This window comes from Amycolatopsis sp. M39, assembly GCF_001651785.1.
Classification (GTDB): Bacteria; Actinomycetota; Actinomycetes; order Mycobacteriales; family Pseudonocardiaceae; genus Amycolatopsis; species Amycolatopsis rubida.
In genome coordinates this window covers 103,102-126,776 of sequence record NZ_LWSF01000018.1, presented here as the reverse complement: position 1 = coordinate 126,776, position 23,675 = coordinate 103,102, and the positions used below count along the sequence as shown (strand labels likewise).

Below are 23,675 nucleotides of genomic sequence, written 5' to 3'. Positions count from 1 at the left end.
GTTGCACGTGGCGCGGTCAGCCGAAGCGCACCGGCAGCCGGGCGAAACCGCGGAAGCTGGGGTGGTCCCGGCGCCGCGGCGGACCGGCCGGGACGAACCTGCCGCGCCGGGCGGCCAGCTGCGCGAACACCGCGGCCCCCTCGATCCGGGCCAGCGTCGCGCCGAGGCAGTGGTGCACGCCGGAGCTGAACGACAGGTGCGGATTGGGCGAGCGCGCGAGGTCGATCCGGTCCGGGGCGGCGAAGCGCCGCTCGTCGCGGTTGGCCGAGGCCAGCAGCAGCAGGACAAGCCTGCGGGCGCGCAGCACCCGCCCGCCGATCTCGACCGGCTCCCGCACGACCCGCGCGGTCGCCTGGATCGGGGCCTCGAACCGGAGGAACTCCTCGACCGCGGACTCGGCCAGCGCCGGGTCCCCGCGCAGCGTCTCCAGCAGCGCGGGGCTCTCCAGCAGCGCGGCGCAGCCGTTGGCGATCAGGTTCGTGGTCGTGTCGAACCCGGCGAAGAACAGGAAGATCACGTTGTCCACGACCTCCGCGGCCGCCAGCCCGGCGTCCCGGCCCGCGGCCAGCACCCCGGACAGCGGGCCGTCGCCCGCGCGTTCGAGCAGGCCCCGCACGTAGCCGCGCAGCCAGTGCACGGCGGCGATCGCCGCGTCCCGGTCCCCGGCGGGCTGGATGCCCGCGCCGAAGGCGCGGCCGAGCGCGACGGCGTGCGGGCGCAGCCGGTCGCGGTCGGCCGCGGGGATGCCGAGCAGTTCGGAGGAGACGATCACCGGCAGCGGGTAGGCCAGCCCCTCGACCAGGTCGCCGGTCCCCGCCCCGGCCAGGTCCCCGAGCAGCCGCGCGACGAGCTCGTCGATCCGGGGCCGCAGGCGCGCGACGGCGCGCGGGGCGAGGAGCGCGGCCATCGCCCGCCGCAGCACGGGATGGCTCGGCGCGTCCCGATTGAGCACGGTGGCGCGGAAGAACTCGGTCAGCACGTCGGGCTCGCCGGAAAGCCGGTACATGACGTCCGGGAACTCGTGCCCGAGCCGCGGGTCGCGCAGGAGCGCGGCGACGTCCTCGTAGCGCGGGACGGCCCAGGCGCCGGGGCCCGCGGGCAGCAGCCGCCCGCTGGCCCGCAGCGCGGCGTAGGCCGGGTACGGGTCGGCCATCGCCGCGATCCGGCCGGCGTCGTAGCGCTCGATGCCGGGTGCGCTCATCGGGCTGCCGATCCCTTCGCGGCGGCGACCACGGCGGTGGGATCGGCCGCCGCGGCGGCGGCCATGGCGGCGTAGCCGGCGAGGAAGTCCTTCGCCCACTGCGGGCTGATCCGGTCGGTGGTGTAGAAGAGCATCGCCTGGCAGTCGCCGGTGTGCTGCGGGATCAGGCCGAGTTCGAGCCCGAACCGGCTGCCCAGCACGTCCGGCGTGTACAGCTCGAAGTCCACGCCCCTGGCGTGCACCTTCGTGCCCGGCGGAGGGGTCAGCAGCATCTGGAAGACGACGTCGTCGACGCGGCCGCCGTTGTCCTGGAACGACAGCGGGAGCATCTGGTACGGGACGCACTCGTGCAGGAAGCCGTCGATGACGGTGGGCCGCACCGACCGCACCACCTCGGCGAACGGGGCGTCCGGGTCGACCTTGCTGCGCAGCACCACCATGTTCGCGAAGAAGCCGACGGTGGACTGGACCTCTCGCCCGGACCGGTTCGCGAACAGCGACGCGACCGGCAGGTCGGTCTGACCGGTCGTGCGGGCCAGCAGCAGGTAGTAGAGCGAAAGCATCACGGTGAACAGCGTGGTGCGTTCGGCGCGGGCCACTTCGCGCAGTTTCCCGAAGACTTCCGGGGGCAGCACCGCGGTTTCGATGCCGCTCGCCCGGCCCTCTCCGGGCGCGTGGCGCCCGGTCTCGGGAAGCCGCACCAGGCGCATGTCGCGGAGCTTGCCGACCCAGTAGTCCTGATGGGCCTTCAGGCCCCCGTTTTTCGCCTGCTCGTGCTGGCGGTGGGCGAAGGCCGAATACGGGAATGCGACCGGCGGCAGTTCCGGATCGTTTTCCGGGCCCGCGTCCAGCAGCTTGATCAGGTCCTGCAGAATGATTCCGCAGGACCAGGCGTCGGACACCAGGTGGTGCATGGTCAGGCACAGCGCGTGCTCGTCCGGGCCGAGCCGCCAGAGCGTGCAGCGCAGCGGCCACGCGCCGACGTCGACCGGGACCTGCAGTTCGGCCTCCAGCGCCCGGTCGAAGGCGGTCTCCGGGGCCGCGGCGCCCCCGGCGGCGAGATTCTCCTCGCGCAGCGGCGGCTCGCCGCTTTCGTGAATGCGCTGAACCAGTTTCCGGCCGTCGCGGACCAGGGTGGTGCGCAATGCCTCGTGCCGTTCTGTCAACCGGCGCAGTGCGATTTTCAATTCGCCGACATCGAGTGGGCCGTGCAGTTTGCATACCACCGGGCAATTGAGGGAAGCGGTATCCGGTCGGTAATGTTCGAGAAACCACAGAAGTCGTTGTCCGATAGAAGCGGGCGCCTCGTGAAAAGTCATGTCGGCAATATAGGGCCAGTATTCGGGGAAAATCGAATGCGCGGACGGCGCGGGAGGTGCGGATGAACAGCGGCGAAGCGGCGTTCGCCGGACGGCTCTTCGCCGCCGGCATCGCCGCCGCCGAGCTGCTGACCATCGGCCTCGGCCTGCGGCTGGGGCTCTACGCGCACCTGTGCGGGCGGCCGCTGACCGCCGGAGAGCTGGCCGGGCGGGCCGGCATCGGGCCCCGGTACGCGCGGGAGTGGCTCGAACAGCAGGCCGCGGCCGGGATCGTGACGGTCTCCGGCGAGCCGCCGGAGCATCGGTTCCTGCTTCCGGACGCCCACCGGGCCGCACTGACCGGAGACCCGCCGCCCGCGCTGGCGTCGGTGCTTCCGGCGGCCGGGATCGCGCCGGTGCTGCCGCGCATCGCCGAGGCCTACCGCCGGGACGGCGGGCTCGGCTACCACGAGTACGGCGAGGACTTCCGCGGTGCGCAGACCGAGCTGAACCGGGCGGTGTTCGAGGGCGAACTGGCCGGCTGGATCCGTTCCGCGCTGCCGGAGGTGCACCGCAGGCTCGTGCGCGGAGCGGGGATCGCCGACGTGGGCTGCGGGAGCGGATGGTCGTCGATCGCGCTGGCCAGGGCCTATCCGCGAGCCGCGGTGACCGGGTTCGACTCCGACGAGGCCGCGGTGGGCGAAGCGAAGGCCAACGCGGCCGCCGCCGGTGCGCCGGACACGCTGGCCTTCGCGCGGGCAGCCGCGGACGGGCCCGCCGAAGCGCCCGGCGGCGGATACGCGCTGGTGTGCGTCCTGGACGCGTTGCACGACATGGCGCGGCCGGTGGAGGTCCTGCGCTGGTGCCGCCGGGCGGTGCACGCGAGCGGCGGGGTGCTGCTGATGGAGCCGAAAGCGGCCGAGGAGTTCGCCGCGCCCGCCGGAGAGGTCGAGCGGTTTCTCTACGCGGTGAGCGTGCTGCACTGCTTGCCGGTCGGGTTGTCCGAGCGGCCGTCGGCCGGAACGGGCACGGTCATCCGGCCTTCTGTCGTACGCGGTTATGCGCACGCCGCAGGGTTTCAGTCTGTCGCGGTCCTTTCTGTGGAACACCCATTGCACCGGCTTTACTGGTTGCGATAAGCGCGCGGGCCGGATATTTCCGATGGCGCCCACGGTGACTTGACGCCTCCGTACCGCCAATCACCTGATTGTCCGATTGCTCGTATTTTCTCCTTGTGGTTGCGGAAAACGTGGCATCGAGTGCCGTCGGCAGGTGTTTGCGCGGTGGCGGACGCTTTGGGATAGTTGGCCCGGGGGAGGCAGATATGCGGAATCCGCACCGCCTCGTAAGACGCAGTTTCACGGCGAGTTCATTCCTGGGGGAATAGCCCATGCACGACTCGAACGAACGATTGTGGCCTTCCCGCTGCGCAGCGGACAACGGGTGCCCCGGCAACGAAGTGGAACCGTTCGCCGCGGTCCTCGGCCAGTGCGAGAAGCGGATGGTCGAGATCAGCTCGCTGCTGCCCGCGGACAGCCCGCGCCTCGGCGGCGAGAACCTCGAGCACGCCCGGACTCTCGTGGAGAGCGGGGCGGACCTCCCGCCGATTCTGGTCAACCGGTCGGACATGCGGGTGATCGACGGCATGCACCGGGTCCGCGCGGCCGCGCTGCGCGGGGCCGACCGGATCGAGGCGTACTTGTTCAGCGGCAGCGCCGAGGCCGCGTTCATCCTTTCCGTGCAGGCCAACATCAAGCACGGGCTGCCGCTGACCCTGCGGGAACGCGAGGTCGCCGCGCAGCGCATCGTGAAACTGCGCCCGGACTGGTCCGACCGCGCGGTCGCCGAAGCCTCCGGCATCTCCGCGAAAACCGTGGGGGCGCTGCGGAAACGGGTCGGCTGCGACCTGCCGCAGATGCACGCCCGGGTCGGCCGGGACGGCCGGGTGCGGCCGTTGAACCACGCCGAGGGACGGCACCGGGCCAGCGAGATGATCCGGCAGAACCCGGACGCCTCGCTGCGGGAAATCGCGCAGAGCGTCGGTATTTCCACCGGCACCGCGCGGGACGTCCGGGAGCGGATCCGCCGTGGCGAGGATCCGTTGCCTCCCCGCCAGCGAATGGGCGAGGACGGCGTCGCGCCGCACCGTTTGCCGGCGCAGCGCACCGTCCGCGGCGCGACGCGGCGGGCCGTGCACGACAGCGTGCGCATGTTGCAGAATCTGAAAAAGGATCCGTCGCTCAGGTTCACCGACGCCGGCCGCTCGTTGCTGCGCTGGCTCGACGTGCACGCGCTCACCAGTGACGAATGCACCAGTCTCGCCGCTTCGGTGCCCTCGCATTGCACGAATGTGGTCGCCGAGGTGGCCCGCGGTTACGCGGAGACCTGGAAGCAGTTCGCGGAGGAACTGGACGATCGCGGCGAAGCAACTGCTTGAGCGTTCAGCTTTTAGTCGAATTGGTGACGGCATTTTTTCCGTCCCGCGAATCCCGGGAGCGTGATGGACGGCCTCAGCGACGCGGCGGAGCCCGCGGCGGCGGAGCTCACCGAAGAGAACATCCGCGCGGACGTCGCCGCGATGCTGCCGGACGCGGACCGGCTCGCCGCGACCGGCGGCGACCTGATCGCGTGCGGGCTGGATTCCCTTTCGGTGATGCGGCTCGCCGCGCGCTGGCGGGCGCGGGGAAAGCAGGTCCGGTTCGCCGAGCTGATGGAACGGCCGACCCTGCGGGAATGGTGCGATCTGCTGGCGGCCGGCGAGAAGGCGGGCGATCCGGCCGGGGAACCGCAGCCGGAGATCGACGAGAGCGAGCCGTTCGAACTCGCTCCGATGCAGTACGCGTACTGGGTCGGCCGGGACGAGACCTTCGCGCTCGCCGGGGTGACCACGCATTTCTACGCGGAGTTCGACGGCAGCGGGGTGGAACCGGCCCGGCTGGAGCGCGCGGTGCGGGCGCTCGCCCGGCGGCACGGGATGCTCCGGATGCGCGTGCGCGGCGACGGCACGCAGCAAATCCTTCCCGAACCGGCGTGGCGCGGGCTCGCCGTGCACGACTTGCGCGAGCTGCCCGAGGACGAGGTCCGGCATCGGCTGGGGGAAATCCGGGAACGGCTTTCGCACCGGACGTTCGCCATCTCCGAGGGCGAGGTGTTCGACCTCGCCCTCTCGCTGCTGCCCGGCGGGCGCACGCGCATGCACCTCGACCTCGACATGATCGCCGCCGACGCGCTGAGCTTCCGGATCATGCTGCGCGACCTCGCCGCCTGCTATGCGGGCGAGGCCGAGCTGCCGCCGCTGGAGTTCAGTTTCCCGCGCTACCTGGCGCGGCGCCGCGAAGAACGCGAACGGGCCCGCGAGCGCGACCGGGAGTACTGGCAGGAGCGGCTGCCGCGGCTGCCTGGCGCGCCCGCGCTGCCGCTCGCGGTCGCACCGGAACGGCTCGACCGGCACCGGGTGGCCCGGCGCTTCGCCACGCTGAGCGCCCAGCAGCGCGAGGTGCTGGCCGGGCACGCGGCCGAGCACGGGGTGACCCTGCCGATGGTGTTCGCGGCGGCGTTCTGTCACGTGCTGGCCGCGTGGAGCGAGGAACCGGATTTCCTGCTGAACGTCCCGCTGTTCGACCGCGAGCCGGTGCACCCGGACGTCGACGGGCTCGTCGGCGACTTCACCAACCTGCTGCTGGTCGGCGTGCACGCGGGCAGCGCGCGCACGGTGGCAGGGCTGGCGCGGCAGCTGGGGGACCGGATCCGGGAGGACGCGGCGCACTCCGGGTTCACCGGGCTGGACGTGCTGCGCGAGCTGACCCGGGCCAGGGGGCTGGCGCGCCAGGCGGTCGCGCCGGTCGTCTTCACCAGCGCGATCGGGCTCGGCGAGCTGTTCGGCGACCGGATCCGCGAGTGTTTCGGGGAGGCGGGCTGGAACATTTCCCAGGCCCCGCAGGTGTGGCTCGACTTCCAGGTCACCGAGCAGGCCGGCGGTCTGCTGCTGAACTGGGACGCGGTCGAGGGCTTGTTCGCCGACGGCGTGCTGGACGCGATGTTCGACGGCTATGCCGGCTTGCTCGACGAACTGCTCGCGAGCCGGCGGTGGACCGAGCCGGTGGACTCGCTGCTGCCCGCGGGCCAGCTGGCCCGGCGGGCGGAACTCGGCGACACCGCGGGCGCGGAGCGCGAAACCGTGCTCGGTGCGGGGTTTTTCCGTGCGGCAGAAGAGAATCCGGCCGCGCCGGCGTTGTGCTGGGGCGAGCGGGAGGGCTGGGACCGCGGCGAACTGGCGGCCCGGGCCCGCACGGTGTCCGGATTGCTGGCGGAACACGGCGTGCGCCGGGGCGACGTCGTCGCGATCACCCTGCCGAAGGGGCCTCAGCAGATCGCCGCGGTGCTCGGAGCGGTGCACGCGGGCGCGGTGTTCGTTCCGGTCGGCGCGGACCTCCCGCGGCCGCGGCGGCACGAGCTGTATCTCGACTCGGGTGCGGCGGTCGTGCTCGGCGAAGCGGCCGAACCGGACTCGCCGGTGCCGGTGCTCGCGGTGACCGCCGCGGCGGCCGAACGCGCGGACCGGGTTCCGGCCGACCCGGAGTCCTGCGCATACCTGATCTACACCTCCGGTTCGACCGGGCGGCCCAAAGGCGTGCGCATGTCGCACCGGGCGGCCCGCAACACCGTCGAGGACATCGGCGACCGGGCCGGGATCGGCCCGGACGACCGCGGGTTCGCGGTCTCGGCGCTCGACCACGACTGGGCGGTGTACGACATCTTCGCCTTCCTCGACGCCGGAGCGAGCCTGGTGGTGCTCGACGACGGCATCCGCCGGGACGCGCACGCCTGGCTCGACCTCGTCGGCAGGCACCGCGTCACGGTGTGGACCTCGGTGCCCGCGCTGCTGGACATGCTGCTGGTCGTCGCGGAGGCGGCGGGAGAGCCGCTGCCGCTGCGGATCGCGCTGGCCGGCGGCGACTGGGTCGGCCCGGACCTGTGGGAGCGGCTGCGCGCGCTGGCCCCCGGCGCGCGGCTCGTCGCGCTCGGCGGCGCGACCGAGGTCGGCATCCACTCCACCTGGCACGAGGCGGGGCCGCCGCTGCCGGGCTGGCCGTCGGTGCCTTACGGCGGGCCGCTGCGCAATCAGGCGATCCGCGTGGTGGACCGGCTGGGCCGGGACTGCCCGGACTGGGTGCCCGGCGAGCTGTGGCTCGGCGGCACCGGGGTCGGGCTGGGTTACCACGGCGATCCCGAGCTGACCGCGCAGCGGTTCGTTTCGCACGCCGGGCGGCGCTGGTACCGCACCGGCGACCTGGTGCGCCTGCGGCCAAGCGGCGAGCTGGAGTTCCTGGGCCGCACCGATTTCCAGGTCAAGATCCTCGGCCACCGGATCGAGCTCGGCGAGATCGAGCACGCGCTGGCGGCGCTTCCCGAGGTCGCCAGGGCGGTCGCGGTGGTGGACGACCGCGGCGACCGGCCGGTGCTGGGCGCGGCGGTGGTGCCGGCCGCCGGAGCCGAGGCGAAGACGGACGAGCTGGCCGGAGCCTTGGCCCGGGTGCTGCCGGAGTACCTGGTGCCGCGGCGGATCGTCGGCGTGCCGGCGCTGCCGCTGAACGCGAACGGCAAGATCGACCGGCGCGCGGTGCGGGAACTGCTCGGCGAGGAGGCGCCGCGGGACCGGGGCGGGCCGCCGTCGGGCGCGACCGAGCTGGCCGTCGCCGGGATCTGGACGCGGCTGCTGAACGCCGGGCGGATCGAACGCGACGACGATTTCTTCGAGCTCGGCGGCAACAGCCTGCTGGCCACCCGGCTGCTGGTCGCGTTGCGCGAGGCGGAGCTGGGCGGCGCCGGGCTGGCGGACCTGTTCGCCGCGCCGACGCTGCGGGAGTTCGCGCAGCGGCTGTCGCCGGAGGAAGCGCCCGCGGCGGCGGTGCTGGCCGCGGACCCGGAGCACCGGTACGACCCGTTCCCGGCCACTGGCGTGCAGTGGGCCTACTGGGTGGGCCGGCGCGCCGAATTCGCGCTGGGCAGCGTCGGTTCGCTGTGGTACTGGGAATTCGACGGCACCGGGATCGACGCGGCCGCGCTGGAACGCGCGTGGAACGCGGTGGTGCGGCGGCACGACATGCTGCGCGCGGTGTTCGACGACAACGGGGACCAGCGCGTGCTGCCCGAGGTCCCGGACACCCGGATCCCGGTCTCGCACGGCGAATCCGAGCTCGCCGCGATGCGGGAACGGTTGAGCCGGCGGGTGTTCGACCCGGCGGTGTGGCCGATGTTCGACCTCGCCGTGGTCGAGTACGGCGACGGGCGCGCCCGGCTCGGGGTGGGCCTGGACTTCCTGGTGCTCGACGCGCTCAGCATCATGACCGTGTTCGCGGAGCTCGCGCAGCTCTACGCCGACCCGGCCGCGCAGCTGCCGCCGATCGGAGTGTCCTTTCGCGACTGCGTGCTCGGCGGGGCCCCGGACCCGCGCAAGCGCGAGCAGGACCGGGCCTGGTGGCTCCAGCGGCTGGAGACGCTCCCGGCCGCGCCGCGGCTGCCCGCGGTCGCCTCGGCGGCTCCGGCCGGGCCGGAAGCCTTCACCCGCCGTGAGTTCCGGTTGTCCGCGCAGCAGTGGCAGCGGATGTCGCGCGGGGCCGCCCGGCACGGCGTGACGCCGTCCACCGCGGTCCTCGCCGCGTTCGCGACGGTGCTGCGGCACTGGAGCGAGGAGCGGTCGGCCACGCTGAACCTGACCCTGTTCGACCGGCCCCCGCTGCACCCGGACATCTCCCGGGTGGTCGGCGACTTCACCTCGCTGCTGCTGGTCGCCGACGAACCGGAGGCGGGGGAGAGTTTCCGCGACGCGGCGCGGCGGCTGCAGGAACGGGTGTGGACCGACATGCAGCACACCGCGTTCTCCGGCATCGACGTGCTGCGCGAGCTGGCGCGGCGCTCCGGCGGCCCGTCGGCGGCGATGCCGGTGGTGTTCACCAGCACGATGGGCATGGGGCAGCTCTCGGCCAGCCCGTTCGACCTGCGGATGCCCTTCGGCGAGTACTGCTGGGGCCAGTCGCAGACCCCGCAGGTCTGGCTCGACCACCAGGTCAGCGAGTACCGGGGCGGGCTGCTGCTCAACTGGGACGTGCTGGAGACCGCGTTCCCGCCCGGGCTGGTCGACGCGATGTTCGCGGCGTACCGGGAGCTGCTGGACCGGCTCGCGGACGACGGCGCGGACTGGTCGGTCCCGGTGCGTCCGGAGCTGCCCGAGGCGCAGCGCCGGTGCCGGGCGGAGGTCAACGACACCCGGGGCCCGCTGCCGGAAGGCTTGTTGCACCACGGCTTTCTCGCGCAGGCGGAGGCCCGGCCGGAGCGGACGGCGGCATGCTGGGGCGTCGACCGGAGCCTGAGCTACGGCGCGCTGCACGACCGCGCGCTGCGGGTCGCCGGTGCGCTGGCCGCGCGCGGCGTCCGGGCCGGAGACGCGGTCGCGGTGACCCTCCCGAAGGGGCCGGCCCAGATCGCCGCGGTGCTCGGCGTGCTCTGCGCGGGCGGGGTGTACGTGCCGGTAGGCGTCTCGCAGCCGGAGATCCGCCGGGACCGCATCTACCGCACCGCCGAGGTGAAAGCGGTGCTGGCCGAAGCCGGCGCCGAGGTGCCGCCGGGCTGCCCGGTCGTGCTCCCTGCCGAGATCGACGCCGCGCCGCCGCTGCCCGGACCGGTCGGGCGGCGGCCGGAAGACCCGGCGTATGTCGTCTTCACCTCCGGTTCCACCGGCGTGCCGAAGGGCGTCGTCGTGGCGCACCGGGCCGCGCTGAACACCATCGCGGACATCAACGACCGGTTCGCGGTCGGCCCCGAGGACCGGGTGCTCGCCGTTTCGGCGCTGGACTTCGACCTTTCCGTCTACGACATCTTCGGCCTCCTCGCCGTGGGCGGAGCCCTTGTGCTCCCGGCCGAGGACGAGCGGCGCGATCCCGGCTCCTGGCTCGACCTGGCCCGGCGGCGCCGCGTCACGCTGTGGAACTCGGTGCCCGCCCTGCTGGACATGCTCGTCGCCGAAGCCGGCGGCAGCCCGTTGCCGCGATCGCTGCGGGTCGCGCTGGTCTCCGGCGACTGGGTGGGCCTCGACCTGCCCGGCCGCCTCGCCGCGAGCACCGGCGGCCGCTGCCGCCTGGTCGCGCTGGGCGGCGCCACCGAAGCGGCCATCTGGTCCAACGCCTTCGAGGTGTCCGCGCCCGATCCGGACTGGGTGTCGGTGCCCTACGGATTCCCGTTGCGCAATCAGCGGTTCCGCGTTGTCGGGCCGGACGGCGAGGACCGGCCGGACTGGGTGCCCGGCGAGCTGTGGATCGGCGGGGCCGGGGTCGCCGAGGGCTACCGCGGCGACCCGGCGCTGACCGCCGAGCGGTTCGTGCGCGGCGAGGGCGAGCGCTGGTACCGGACCGGCGACCGCGGCCGGTACTGGCCCGGCGGCACGCTCGAATTCCTCGGCCGCACCGACCACCAGGTCAAGGTGCGCGGGCACCGGATCGAACTCGGCGAGATCGAGGCCGTGCTGGGCACGCACCCGGCGGTGCGGGCCGCGGTGGCGGTGGACGTGCGCGCGGCGGGCGTCCGGCTCGCCGCGGCGGTCTCGCTCCGGGCCGGCGAGACCCCGCCGGACTCCGGAGAACTGACGGAGTTCCTGGCCCGGCGGCTGCCGGACTACATGGTCCCGCAGTGGTTCTCGGTGCTGGAGCGGCTGCCGCTGACCGCGAACGGGAAGGTCGACCGCGCCGCGGTCCGCGCCGGGCTGACCGACGCGGAGCCCGCGCCCGCCGAGCCGCCGTCCGGTCCGGTGGAAACCAGCGTCGCCCGGCTGTGGTCGAGCCTGCTCGGCGTCGAGTCGGTCGGCAGGCACGCGAGTTTCTTCGCCCTCGGCGGGGACAGCCTGCTCGCCACCCGGCTGCTCGAACTGACCCGGACCCGATTCTCCGTCGAGATCACCCTGCGCCAGCTGCTCGGCTCGCCGAGCGTCGCCGAGCAGGCCCGGATCATCGGCGAACTGACCGAACGCCCGGTCGCCACCGTGGAAGAGGGAGTGCTGTGACGGACGCGCTGGACACCGCAACCGCCCCGGTCGACGTGCCGCGGCTGGTGGCGGAGCTGGAAGGGCTCGGCGTCGAGCTGTGGCAGGACGAGAGCGGCGGGCTGCGGTTCCGCGCGCCGCGCGGAGTGCTGACCGAAGACCGCAAAGCGACGCTGCGCGCGGCTAAACCGCAATTGCTGGACTACCTGCGGGAGGCGGCGCACGAGCGCGCGGAACCGGATCCGGCGGCGGCCGGGAAGCCGTTCCCGCTCACCGGCATCCAGGCCGCCTATCTGCTCGGCCGCCGGGACGTGATCGCCTACGGCCGGGTGGGCTGTCACGCCTACGGCGAACTGGACTTCCCCGATCTGGACGGCGAGCGCGCCGGCGAGATCTGGCGGGCGCTGGTGGCCCGGCACGGGATGCTGCGCGCGGTGGTCGACGCGGACGGGTCCCAGCGGGTGCTCGCCGAGGTGCCGCCGCTGGCGGTGCCGGTCGCGCGGGCGCGCGACGAGGCGGAGTTCGACCGGGCCCGGGAGCGGACCCGCGAGGAACTGGACCACCGGGTGTACCCGCCGGGCGAATGGCCGCTGTTCGACGTGCGGGTCACCCGCGGCGCGGGCCGGGCGACGCTGCACCTGTCGATCGACTTCCTGATCGCCGATTTCGTCAGCATCCAGGTGCTGCTGGACGAGTTTTCGCGCTGCCTCGCCGATCCGGACCTGGTGCTGCCGGAGCTGGAGATCGGCTTCCGCGACTACCTGCTCGCGGAGCGGCGGCTGCGCGGCACCCGCCGCTACCGCGCCGACCGCGAGTACTGGCTGTCCCGGGTGGACAGCCTGCCGCCCGCGCCGGAACTCCCGGTCCGCCCGGAGGTCCGCGACGGCGCTCCGGTGCGGTTCGCCCGGCACACGGCGACGCTGGACGCCGAGCGGTTCGCGGAGCTGTCGCGGATCGCGGGGACGCACGGGGTCACCGCGTCCACCGCGGTGCTGGCCGCGTACACCGAGGTCATCGGCCGGTGGAGCAGGCGCCGCCGGTTCACCCTCGACCTGACCGTGCTGAGCAGGCTTCCGCTGCACGAGCAGGTGGACCGGCTGGTCGGCGATTTCACCGGCGTCCTGCCGCTGGAGGTGGACGCGGGCGCGAGACCGCGGTTCGCCGAACGGGCCGCGGCGCTGCAGGACCAGCTGTGGGCCGACCTCGACCACCGGCTGTTCAGCGGCGTCGAGGTGCTGCGCGAGATGGCGCGCCGCCGGGGCCAGGACGCGGCGCTGATGCCGGTGGTGTTCACCAGCGCGCTCGGCCTCGGCTCGGCTTCGAGCGGGCCCTCCGCCCCCGGCTACGGCATCAGCCAGACCCCGCAGGTCTGGATCGACTGCCAGGTGCTCGAACACTCGGGCGCGCTGACGGTCAACTGGGACGTGCGCGAAGGCGTGTTCCCGGACGGACTCGCCGCGGACATGTTCGGGGCCTTCGCCGATCTGCTGCGCGGGCTGGCGGACGGCGAACGGTGCTGGACGGCGGAGTCGCCGGTCGCGCTGCCCCCGGCGCAGGCCCGGCGAAGGGCCGAGGCCAACGCCACCGCCGGGCCGCTGCCGAGCGGACTGCTGCACGGCGGGATCGTCGAGCAGGCGCGGCGCACCCCGGACCGGCCCGCGATCATCACCCCGGCGGAGACGCTGACGTATCGCGAACTGGTCGGCCGGGCGGCCGGCGTCGCACGGAGACTGTCCGAAAAGGGTTGCGGCGCCGGGGATCTGGTCGCGGTGGCGGCGGAGACCGGAGCCGGGCAGATCGTCGCGGTGCTCGGCGCGTTGCTGGCCGGGGCCGCCTACCTGCCCATCGACGTCCGGCAGCCGCCCGCTCGCCAGCAGCAGCTGGTCGAACGGTCGGGAGCGCGCTTCGCGTTCGTCGGGCCGGGCGCGGCGGCGCTGGCCGGACCGGTGGTGCTCGAAGCGGACGGTTCCACCGCGGAACCGCCGCCGGTGACCGGCGACCCGGACGAACGCGCGTACGTCATCTACACCTCCGGTTCGACCGGCTACCCGAAGGGCGTGGTGGTGACCCACCGTGCTGCGGGCAACACCGTGGCCGACATCAACCGCCGGTTCACCGTCACCGGCGACGACCGCGTGCTCGGGGTGGCGAGCCTCGCGTTCGACCTGTCGGTGTACGACGTGTTCGGCCCGCTTTCGGCCGGCGGGGCGCTGGTGCTGCCCGAACACGGCCGCCGGGGCGATCCGTCGCACTGGGCCGAGCTGATGCGCGCGCACCGGGTGACCCTGTGGAATTCGGTGCCCGCGCAGATGCAGATGCTCGCGGAGTACCTGCGGGTGGACACCGCCGCCGCCCCGCCGCTGCGGCTGGCGCTGCTGTCCGGCGACTGGATCCCGGTGCGGCTTCCCGACCGGATCCGCGCACTGCTGCCCGGCGTCGAGGTGATCAGCCTCGGCGGGGCGACCGAAGCGGCGATCTGGTCGATCTGGCACCCGGTCGGCGAGGTGGCCGAGGACGCGGCGTCCGTCCCGTACGGGCGGCCGCTGACCAACCAGACCTTCCACGTGCTCGACGAACTCGGCCGTCCGTGTCCGGAGTGGACGGTCGGGGAGCTCTTCATCGGCGGGGCCGGCGTGGCCACCGGCTACCTCGGCGATGAGGAGCAGACCCGGCAGCGGTTCGGCGCCGATCCGGCCGGCGGGCGGCGCTACCGCACCGGCGACCTCGGCCGCTGGCTGCCGAGCGGGGACATCGAGTTCCTCGGCCGCGAGGACCAGCAGGTGAAGATCCGCGGGCACCGCATCGAACTGGCCGAGATCGAAAGCGCGCTGGCCGAGCACCCCTCGGTGGGCGCGGCGGCGGTGCTGGTCGAAGGCGAGGGCGCGCTCGATCGCGGACTGGCCGCGTTCGTGGAGCCCGCGCCGCGCGAAGAGCCCGCGCCGGACCGGCTCCCGGCCGTGCTCGCCTCGGCCGCCGCGGCGGAACTGGCCGCCGTCCGGTCCGAAATGGACGCTTCGCGGGCGGTGTCGTTCGCCCGGCAGCTGGACCGCACCGCGTTGCTGGCCATGGTGCGCGCCCTGCGGGAGCAGGGATTGTTCGCCACGGTGGAGTCCCGGCACACCGTCGAGGAGGTGTTCCGGACGGCGGGCGTCACCGCCAAGCACGAGCGGCTCGTCCGGCGGTGGATCAACGCGCTGGAGCAGAACGGAATGCTGGTCCGGGACGACGGCGCGCTCACCGGGGTGCCGCCGGTGAGCGCGGCGGACCTCGAACAGGCCTGGCGCGAGGTGGACGAGCTTCAGCCCGGCGGCGGGCAGCGGGCGGAGCTGGTCGAGTACTTCCACACCGCCTGCGGCCATCTGCCGGAGCTGCTGCGCGAGGACGCCGATCCGGTGCAGCTGCTGTTCCCCGAAGGCCGGGTGGACATCCAGGAATCGGCCTACCAGGGCAACTTCCTGAGCAACTCGCTCAACCGGCTGGTCGAAGCCGCGGTCACCGGGCTGGCCGCGGACCACGACGGCCCGCTGAGCCTGCTGGAGGTCGGCGCGGGCGTGGGCGGGGCGAGCATCGACCTGATCCCCGCGCTGGCCCGGTACGACGTGGACTACCTGTTCACCGACGTTTCGCGGTTCTTCCTCAACCAGGCGCGCGAACGGTTCGGCGAGCAGTACCCGTGGGTCGGCTACGGCCTGTTCGACCTGAACGAGGACTACCGGGCGCAAGGACTGCGGGCCAACAGCACCGACGTGATCCTGTGCGCGAACGTGCTGCACTACGCGCGCGACGCGGCGCAGGCGCTCGGCCGTCTCCGTGAGCTGTTGCGGCCCGGCGGCTGGCTGGTGTTCATCGAGACCACCCGCGACAACTACCAGATCCTCACCTCGATGGAATTCCTCTTCGACGCCAAGTCCGGCGATTTCGCCGACGTGCGGGCGGGCCGCGACCAAACGTTCATTTCCCTGCCGCAATGGCGGGAACTGCTCGCCGGGGCCGGGGCCGACGCGGTCGTGCAGCTGTCCGCGGGCGACGAGGCGCTCGACCGGATCGGCATGCACGCGTTCGCCGCGCGGTTCAAATCCGGCCGCGCGCCCGCGCACGATCTCGACCTGCTCGACGATCTCGCCGGACGGCTGCCGGACTACATGGTCCCGTCCCGGCTGGAGGTGCTGGACGCACTGCCGCTAACCGGCAACGGCAAGGTGGACCGCGCCGCGCTGGCGAAGCTGCTGCCGGACCGGGCGGCCCCGGCGGGCCCGGTCGCGCAGTCCCGTCCGGAGGGCGAACTGGAGGCCGCGGTGGCGCGGGTGTGGTGCCGCGTGCTCGGCCGGTCCGAGGTGGGCCGCGACCAGGACATCTTCGAACTCGGCGGGGACTCGCTGGTCGCCGCGCAGATCGTCGGCGAGGTCAAGGAGCAGCTGCCGCAGGCGGCCGGGCTGTTCTTCGACGAGATGCTGCGCGACGTGCTGGAGGGCGCCACCGTCGCGGAACTGGCCGGGCGGCTCTCCGCCGGGAGCGACGCCGCGGCCCCCGCCGCGCACAGCGGTCCCGAACTGGTCGAGCTGGCAACGGGATCCGGAGCCCGCACCTGGGTGGTCGTGGCCGACGGCACCGGGGAACCGCGCTGGGACCCGGCGCTGGTGTCCGGGCCGGTCTCCGGGCTCCGGCCGGGCACCGGGCCGGTGCCCGCGCCGATGGCGCAGCGGCTCGCCGACGCGTACGCGCCGCTCCTGCCGGAGGCCGGGGAAATCGCCTTGTACGGCACCGATTCCGGCGGACTGGTGGCGCTCGAACTCGCCCGGCGGCTCGCCGAGGCCGGCTGTCCGCCGGCCGAGCTGACCGTGGTGGTGCGCTGCCCGATCGGCTACCGCGACGACGAACCGGCCGGTTACTTCTTCGCCCGCACGCTCGGCCTCGACCTGCCGGCGGCCCCGGACGACGCGGAGGTCGCGGCGGCGCTGGACACCGGCACTCCGGCCGGCGCGGCGTGGAACCCGTCCGGCTTCGGGCCGGAGCTGGCCGAACGGTTCGAGGCCTATCAACGCGCCGCGAGGGAACAGGCGAGCGCGGAACCGGAGCTGTACACCGGCGACGTGACGCTGGTGCTCGACTTCGACACCGACGCGTGGCCGGCGGCGGCGAAGCGGGTCAGGGACTACTGGCAGCGGGTCTGCCTCGGCGAACTGGCGGTCAAGGGATGACCCGGCGGATCGGTGTCCTCGGCGGATACGGCGCGGTCGGCAGCGCGGCGGTCCGGCTGCTCGCCGCGCGGTTCGACGGGATCGTGCGGGTCGGCGGACGGGACGGGAAGCGCGCCGAGGCGGCGGCGGACGCACTGGCGGCCGGCGAAGCGGCCGAAGTGGATCTGTGGGACGACGCGGCGCTCGCGGCGTTCTGCCGGGACTGCGCGGTCGTCGTCCACGCCGGCGGGCCGTCGTACCAGGTGGTCGACCGGGTGGCGCGCGCCGCGTTCGCCGCCGGTGCGGATTACGTCGACGCGGGCGGCGATCTGCCGCTCTACGAACGCCTCGCCGGAACGGAACGCCGCGCGGTGGTGACGGCGGGCATGATGCCGGGCCTGAGCGGCTTGCTGCCGCGGTGGCTCGCGGCGCGGACCGGCCCGGTCGGGCGGCTGGAGACCTACGCCGGCGTGCTGGACCGGCTCACCCCGGCCGGTGCGGTGGACTATCTGCTGAGCCTCGGCGGGCGCGACGCCGAATCGCAAGCGGTGTGGCAGGACGGGCGCCGGGTCACGCGGTCCGCGGCGCCGCAGGTGGACGTGCGGCTCCCGTTCTTCCCCGGCGTGGTCAGCGCGTTCCCGTACCTGGGCTACGAACCCGAGCGGCTGGCCCAGCAGCTCGCGATCCCGGACGTGCGCTGGTATTCGGTGTTCGACGGCGGAGCCGCGATGATGTCGACGCTGGCCCGGCTGCAGGGCGCGATGTCGGGCGAAGGCGACCTGGCCGCCGCCGCGGCCGAGCTCGCGGAAGCCGCGGAGCTGGACATGTTCGGCCGCGAGCCGTACCAGCGGATGGTGTTCACCGCGCATCCGGCCGACGGTTCGGCCCCGAGCACGCTGGTGGCGGGGTCGCGGGACACTTCCGTGCTCACCGGCACCGTGTGCGGGCTCGCCGCGCTGCAAGTCCTGTCCGGCGCGGTCGTGCCCGGCCGGGCGTTCGCGGCGGAAGCGCTGGACGCGGAAACCCTGGTGGCCGACCTGCGCGAGACGGACGCGCTGAGCGTGTTCGAGCTGCTGACCGAAGCCGCCGAGCTGCGGGAAGCGTCCGAGGAGGGCGTGTTGTGAGCGTCCGGCCGAAGGCGGTGGTGTGCGGGACCGGATTCGGCCGCGTGTACCTCGCCGGGCTCGCCGCGCCGGACTCCCCGGTCGAGCTGGCCGGGGTGCTGGCGCGGGGGAGCGAGCGGTCGCGGGCGTGCGCGAAGCGGTACGGAGTGCCGTTGTGGCAGCGGGTCCCGGAGGTGCCGGACGACGTCCGGCAGGCGTGCGTGGTGGTGGGTTCGGCGGTCACCGGCGGCCCCGGCGCGCGGCTCGCGGACGAGCTGATGGAGCGCGGCCTCGACGTGCTGCAGGAACATCCGGTGCACGGCGGCGAACTGGCCGGGCACCTGCGGACCGCGCGCCGGTGCGGAGTCCGGTACCAGGTCAACAGCCATCACGTGGAGGTGGCGCCGATCCGCCGGTTCATCGCCGCCGCACAGGCGTTGCGGCGCGCCCAGCGACCGCTCTTCGTCACCGTGACCACCAGTGTCCAAGTCCTGTACACGGTTTTCGACATCCTGGGCCGGGCGCTGGGCGGGATCCGGCCGTGGGGGTTCGACGAACCCGTGCGGGCTTCGGCCGCCTTGCGCGCACTGACCGCCGCGGACCATCCGTTCACGACCGTCGAGGGCGCTTTCGCCGGAGTTCCGCTGACCTTGCGGGTGCAGCATCAGCTCGACCCGCGCGAGCCGGACAACCACGCGCACCTGTGGCACCGCGTCACCGTGGGCGCCGAAGGCGGAACGCTCACGCTCGTGGGCAGTGCCGGTCCGGTTCTGTGGTGCCCCCGGCCGCATTTGCCGGCGTCCGCGGGCGAGGCGACCGGATTCGACGAACTGGCCGCACCGCATCTCGGCTTCCCGGCCGCGTGCGCGCTCGGACCGGCGGAGGCCCCGGACTGGGGCACGGTGCTGCGCGAATTGTGGCCCGCCGCGGTGGTCCGCGCGCTGGCCGGGTTCCGCTCCGGCGACTGGGTCGCGGCGGGGCAGTACCACCTGGCGCTCAGCGCGCTCGTGCAGCGGCTGACCGGTTCGCTGGGCCCGCCCGAGATGGTGCGCCGGGCGCCGCCGGCAGTGCTGTCGGCCAAGGACTTGGAGAACGCGGCGACCGGCGGGCAACGGGAAGAGGGGACCGGATGAGCGCGCAGCACTGGCTCCGGCGCTACGAGCGGGTCCGCGACCCGGTCGCGCGGGTGGTGTGTTTTCCGCATGCCGGCGGCGGGGCCCGGTTCTTCCGGTCCTGGTGCGCCGGCCTGCCGCCCGGCGTGGAGCTGTGCGCGGTGCAGTATCCCGGCCGGGAGGACCGGATCCGGGAGCCCTGCGCGACCGATCTGAGCCAGATCGCCGACGCGGTGGCGGCGGAACTGCTGGCCCGGCATCGGGTCCCGGCCGTCCTGTTCGGACACAGCCTCGGCGCGGCGGCGGCCTACGAGACGGCGCTGCGGCTGCGGCGGGCGGGGGAGACTCCGGCCGCGCTCGCGGTGTCCGGGCGGGCGGCCCCGCTCGATCCCGGCCGGATGCTGCACCGCACGAGCGACGACGAGCTGTGGGACGACGTCTGCCGCAGCGGCGGGACCAGCGAGGAAGTGCTGCGCAGCGCGGAAATGCGGGAGCTGATGCTGCCCGTGCTGCGGGCCGACTACCGGCTGAGCGAGCGTTATCTGCCCGGTGCCGCGCGGCCGCTGGACTGCCCGGTGCTGGCCTGCAACGGCGACCGGGACCCCGAGGTCGATCCGGATTCGCTGCCGGGCTGGCAGGCCGTCGCCGCGCGTCCGCTGCGGTACCGCACGTTCCCCGGCGGGCATTTCTATCTCGTGGACCAGCGGCCCGGCGTCGTCGCCGCGGTGCTGGACCTGGTGTCCGCCACGACCCCGGCCGCCGTGCGCTGGCCGAGCATGCCGTGACCGCCGCACCGCTGGAGGCGGGGCCCGCCGGGGCGTGGCAGGACGGATTCGCCGCGCTCACCGCCTCGGATCCGATGCTGGTGGAGCTCGCGCGGCGCCAGCACGCCACCCGCCGCACGCGGCTCAATCTGGTGGCCGCCGCGGGGCCGACCCGGTCGGAAGTGGTGACGGCACAAGCGCTGGGCTTCGGATCGGTGACCGCGGAAGGCTACCCCGGGCGGCGTTACCACCCGGGCGCCGAACAGGTTGACGAGGTGGAGCGGCTGGCCGTGCGCCGCGCGGAGGACTTGTTCGGCGCACAGGGCGCGAACGTGCAGCCGCTGTCCGGCTCGGCGGCGAACCTGGCGGCGCTCACCGGGCTGCTGCGGCCCGGTGAACCGGTGCTGTCGCTGGAGCTGTCGCACGGCGGCCACCTGTCGCACGTTTCCGGGCGGGCCAATCTTTCGCGGTGGGTCGAGTCCGCGCATTACCACCTGGACAGCGCCGGCGAACCGGACGAGGACGAGTTGTTCTCCCTGGTGCGCGAAGTCCGGCCGCGCCTGCTCATCTGCGGCGGCTCGGCCTGCCCGCGGAAGATCGACTTCGCGGTGTTCCGCCGGGCCGCTGACGAGGCCGGGGCGCTGCTGATGGCCGACATCAGCCACCTCAGCGGACTCGTGGCGGCCGGAGCGCACGCGTCGCCGATGCCGTACTGCGACGTGGTGTCGACCTCGACCTACAAACAGCTGTGCGGTCCGCGCGGCGGGCTGCTGCTGTGCAGCCGCCGGTCGCCGGTGACCCGCGCGATGCTCGACCGGGCGGTCTTCCCCGGCTTGCAGGGCACCCCGGACTTCGGGGCGATCGCGGCGAAAGCCGTCGCGCTGCGCTTCGCGGCGGGCCCGGTGTTCGCCGAGGGGATGCGCCGGGCGACGCGGTACGCCGGGGTGATCGCCGGCGCGCTGACGGCCAGCGGCGTCGCACTGGTCGGCGGCGGCACGGACACCCACCTGATCCTGGCCGACCTGCGCGGCGCCGCGGCGACCGGGGCACAGGTCGAGGACGCGCTGCGCGCGTGCGGGGTGCTGGTGAACAAGAACCTGGTCCCGGACGACCCTCGGCAGGCGGCCGAGACGAGCGGCATCCGGCTGGGAACGAACGAACTGGCCTTCCGCGCGGTGACCGACGACCAGGTGGCGGCCTTCGCGGCCGAACTGGCGGAGGTGGTGGCCCGTCTCCGCGACGGGGAATCGCCCCGCGAATGCCAGGCCGCGCGACGGCTGAGGGCGACGGCGGAAGGGCTGGCCGCGGAGGGGTTCGCGGCGGGTTTCGGCGGCTAGCCGGGGAGTGGGCCGGTGTGTCCGAAATGGGCTTTCGGGGCGGGCGTCGCGGGGCGGCCCGGCTGGTTCGCTTGGCGGTGGGCGACGGCGGAAGGGTTCGCTGCGGCGGGTTTCGGCGGCTAGCCGGGGGAGTGGGCCGGTGTGTCTGAAATGGACTGCCGGAGCGGTCGTCCGCTGGGCGGTAATCGCCGGGCGGCCCGGCTGGTTCGCTCGGCGGTGGGCGACGGCGAAGGGTTCGCTGCGGCGGGTTTCGGCGGCTAGCCGGGGAGCGGCCCGGTGTGTCCGAAATGGACTCCCGGACCGGGCGTCGTCCGGGGACGGTGCGAATGGCGGCGACGCCCGGCAGGCTCGCTCGGTGTCGGGCGACAGCGCGTTCAGCCGCCCCTCTCACGCGATCCGCAGCGGAAGTTTTTCCAGCCCCCGCAGGCTGAACGACGGCACCCGACGTTCCTCGGGGCCCGCCTGTTCCAGCACCGGGAAGCGCGTGATCAGCTCGCGCAGGGCCGCCGCGGTCTCCACCCGGGCCAGCAGCCCCCCGACGCACGCGTGCGGACCGCGGCCGAAGCCGAGGTGCGCTTTGCCCGAGCCGCGGTCGAAGCGGAGCTCGTCCGGGTCCGGGTAGCGTTGCGGGTCGCGATTCGCGGCGCCCAGCAGCAGCATCACCGTGCTGCCCTCCGGGATCACCGTCTCGCCGATCGGATAGTCGCAGGCGGTCACCCTGGTCGCGGTCTGCACCGGGCTGTCGTAGCGCAGCAGTTCGTCCACCGCGACGTCGACGAGCGACGGGTCGGCCCGCAGCTGCGCGAGCCGCCGCGGGGCGCGCAGCAGGGCGAGCATTCCGTTCGCGATGAGGCTGACTGTGTTGTGGTGCCCGACCATCAGCAGGAACACGCCGTTCACCAGCAGCTCCGGCAGGCTCATCCGGCGGTCGGCGCGCATTCCGGCCACCCACCGGCTCAGCAGGTCGCCGCCGCCGCGCCGCCGGTGCCGGACCAGCCGGCCGAAGTATTCGCCGCATTCGCGGGTCGCCTCGGCTCCCGCGGTCCGGGCCGCCCCGGTGAGCAGCCAGTCGGGGTCCGAGACCGCGCCGAACGCGCGCGACCAGCGCTCCAGCAGCGGCCAGTCCGGCTCGGGGATGCCGAACAGCCCGCCGATCAACGAGATCGGCAGCGGATAGGCCAGATCCGCGACCAGGTCGACGACGCCGGGCGCGCGGGCGGCGAGCCGGTCGACCGCGGTCCGCGCCGCGGCGGCGATCGCCGGGCGCATCCGCTCCACCGCGGCGGGCAGGAACTCGGCCGAGACCGCGGTGCGGATGCGCGGGTGGTCGGGCGGGTCCAAGGCGTTGAGCGGCAACGGGAACCGGTCGTCGATGCCGCGCGAGCGGAAGTACTCGGCGTATCCGGCGCCGCGGGCCAGGTCGCAGCTGAGCCGCGGGTCCCGCAGCCCCGCCGCGACGTCCGCGTACCGCCCGGCCAGCCAGACCCCGGTTGTCGTGCGGACCGCGGCCGAGCGGCGGATCCCGGCCAGGCGCGGGTACGGCTGGTCCGCGTAGCCCGCGGTGACCGCGTGGTCGAAGAAGTCGCTGGCGTTCATATTCGCGTCCCCGGGAAGTGGCGGTGCACGGACCGGTCGTAACACGATGTCCGGCGGAACCGTTCCATCATCCCGGAAAGGGCGGCCGATTGTGAAAATCGTGGTGACCTGCCAGCCCGCCGTCGGGCACTTCCACGCCGTCGCCCCGCTCGCGCGCGCAGCCGTGCGCGCCGGGCACGAGGTGGTGGTGGTCACCGGGCGGGGCATGGGAAAGTGGGTGCGCGACGGCGGTTTCGACGTGGTCGAGACCGGGCCGGAATGGCTCTCCGGCCGCCCGCGCGCCGGGTCGTTCGACAACGAGAGCCGCCGGCTCCGGCTGATGAGCATGGGCACCGCGGCCCTGTTGCCCGGGATCGTCGACGCGCTGCGCACGTTCGGCGCGGACCTGCTCGTGCACGAATCGCTGGAATGGGCTGGCCCGCTGGCCGCGGACGTCGCCGGGGTTCCGTTCGCCACGCTCGGCCAGCTGCCGCGGATGCCGCGAGCCTTGCAGGCCGAAGCACTTGCCCAGCCGTGGAATTCGGCGCGGGAACGGCTGGGCCTTCCGGCCGACCCGAAGCTGGAACGGCTGTGCCCCTACCTCTACCTCGACGCGTATTTGCCGAGCATGCAACCGCTTTCCGAGGATCCCTTGCTGTGGTTCGGGTCGCGGGAGGAGGACGCGATCGCGCATCCGGTCCGGCCGCCGCTGTGGCAGGCCGCCGCCGCGACACTGCCCGACTGGCTGTCCGAACCGGACGGACGGCCCCTGGTCTACGTGACCATGGGCACCGCGTTCAACACCGAGCCGGAACTGTTCGCCACCGTCGCGAACGCGTTGCGCGGCGGGGATTTCCGGGTCGTGCTGACGGTCGGCAAGGGTGTCGACCCCAGCGGGCTGGACGGCGACGGAGTGCACGCGTCGGAGTACCTCCCGCAGTCGCAGGTGCTGCCGAAGGCGGACGCTGTCGTGCACCACTCCGGCTACCTGACCACCGTCGGCGCGCTCGCGCACGGCCTGCCGATGGTGCTGCTCCCGGTCGCTGTCGACCAGCCCTACCACGCGCACCGGCTCTC

11 protein-coding genes and 1 pseudogene are annotated in these 23,675 nt (G+C 73.8%); 9 read left to right on the top strand and 3 right to left on the bottom strand.

Features of this window, described 5'->3' with window-relative positions; genetic code table 11:
• Positions 1–16: 16 nt before the first annotated feature.
• Together A4R44_RS30455 and A4R44_RS30450 are read right to left on the bottom strand one after the other, a co-directional pair.
• Positions 17–1,201: a cytochrome P450 gene (locus A4R44_RS30455; protein WP_067588390.1), complete on the bottom strand. Its 1,185-nt coding sequence runs from the start codon at positions 1,199–1,201 to the stop codon at positions 17–19.
• Positions 1,198–2,520, bottom strand: coding sequence for a condensation domain-containing protein (locus A4R44_RS30450; RefSeq protein ID WP_067588388.1), 1,323 nt, complete (start codon positions 2,518–2,520; stop codon positions 1,198–1,200). Before A4R44_RS30450 ends, A4R44_RS30455 begins: the two co-directional genes overlap by 4 nt.
• Before the next feature lie 62 nt (positions 2,521–2,582).
• Here A4R44_RS30450 and A4R44_RS30445 point away from each other — a divergent pair, with 62 nt between their 5' ends.
• From A4R44_RS30445 to glyA, 8 genes are all read left to right on the top strand, one after another.
• The gene (locus tag A4R44_RS30445) at positions 2,583–3,638 is read left to right on the top strand and encodes a trans-aconitate 2-methyltransferase (protein WP_067588386.1); all 1,056 of its coding nucleotides are present in this window, start codon (positions 2,583–2,585) and stop codon (positions 3,636–3,638) included.
• Positions 3,639–3,889: 251 nt separating this feature from the next.
• A complete protein-coding gene (locus A4R44_RS30440) occupies positions 3,890–4,936 on the top strand; it encodes a ParB N-terminal domain-containing protein (protein ID WP_232791849.1) in 1,047 nt (348 codons plus the stop codon).
• A 63-nt stretch (positions 4,937–4,999) separates the two neighbouring features.
• On the top strand, positions 5,000–11,551 hold the full coding sequence (locus tag A4R44_RS30435; protein ID WP_067588384.1) for a non-ribosomal peptide synthetase: 6,552 nt from the start codon (positions 5,000–5,002) through the stop codon (positions 11,549–11,551).
• Positions 11,548–16,728, top strand: coding sequence for a non-ribosomal peptide synthetase (locus tag A4R44_RS30430; RefSeq protein WP_067588380.1), 5,181 nt, complete (start codon positions 11,548–11,550; stop codon positions 16,726–16,728). Before A4R44_RS30435 ends, A4R44_RS30430 begins: the two co-directional genes overlap by 4 nt.
• A complete protein-coding gene (locus tag A4R44_RS30425; protein ID WP_067588378.1) occupies positions 16,725–17,831 on the top strand; it encodes a saccharopine dehydrogenase NADP-binding domain-containing protein in 1,107 nt (368 codons plus the stop codon). Before A4R44_RS30430 ends, A4R44_RS30425 begins: the two co-directional genes overlap by 4 nt.
• Positions 17,828–18,943, top strand: coding sequence for a Gfo/Idh/MocA family oxidoreductase (locus tag A4R44_RS30420; protein ID WP_067588373.1), 1,116 nt, complete (start codon positions 17,828–17,830; stop codon positions 18,941–18,943). Before A4R44_RS30425 ends, A4R44_RS30420 begins: the two co-directional genes overlap by 4 nt.
• Positions 18,940–19,707, top strand: a complete 768-nt coding sequence (locus A4R44_RS30415; RefSeq protein WP_067588371.1) for a thioesterase II family protein — start codon at positions 18,940–18,942, stop codon at positions 19,705–19,707. Before A4R44_RS30420 ends, A4R44_RS30415 begins: the two co-directional genes overlap by 4 nt.
• Positions 19,704–21,023 (top strand): serine hydroxymethyltransferase, encoded by a 1,320-nt coding sequence (gene glyA / locus A4R44_RS30410; protein ID WP_067588369.1) that lies wholly within the window; start codon positions 19,704–19,706, stop codon positions 21,021–21,023. The genes A4R44_RS30415 and glyA overlap by 4 nt, the downstream gene beginning before the upstream one ends.
• 387 nt (positions 21,024–21,410) lie before the next feature.
• Here glyA and A4R44_RS30405 read toward each other — a convergent pair whose 3' ends face one another.
• A complete protein-coding gene (locus A4R44_RS30405) occupies positions 21,411–22,619 on the bottom strand; it encodes a cytochrome P450 (protein ID WP_067588367.1) in 1,209 nt (402 codons plus the stop codon).
• Positions 22,620–22,665: 46 nt separating this feature from the next.
• Here A4R44_RS30405 and A4R44_RS52670 point away from each other — a divergent pair.
• Positions 22,666–23,675: pseudogene (locus tag A4R44_RS52670) on the top strand (glycosyltransferase); the annotation flags it as partial.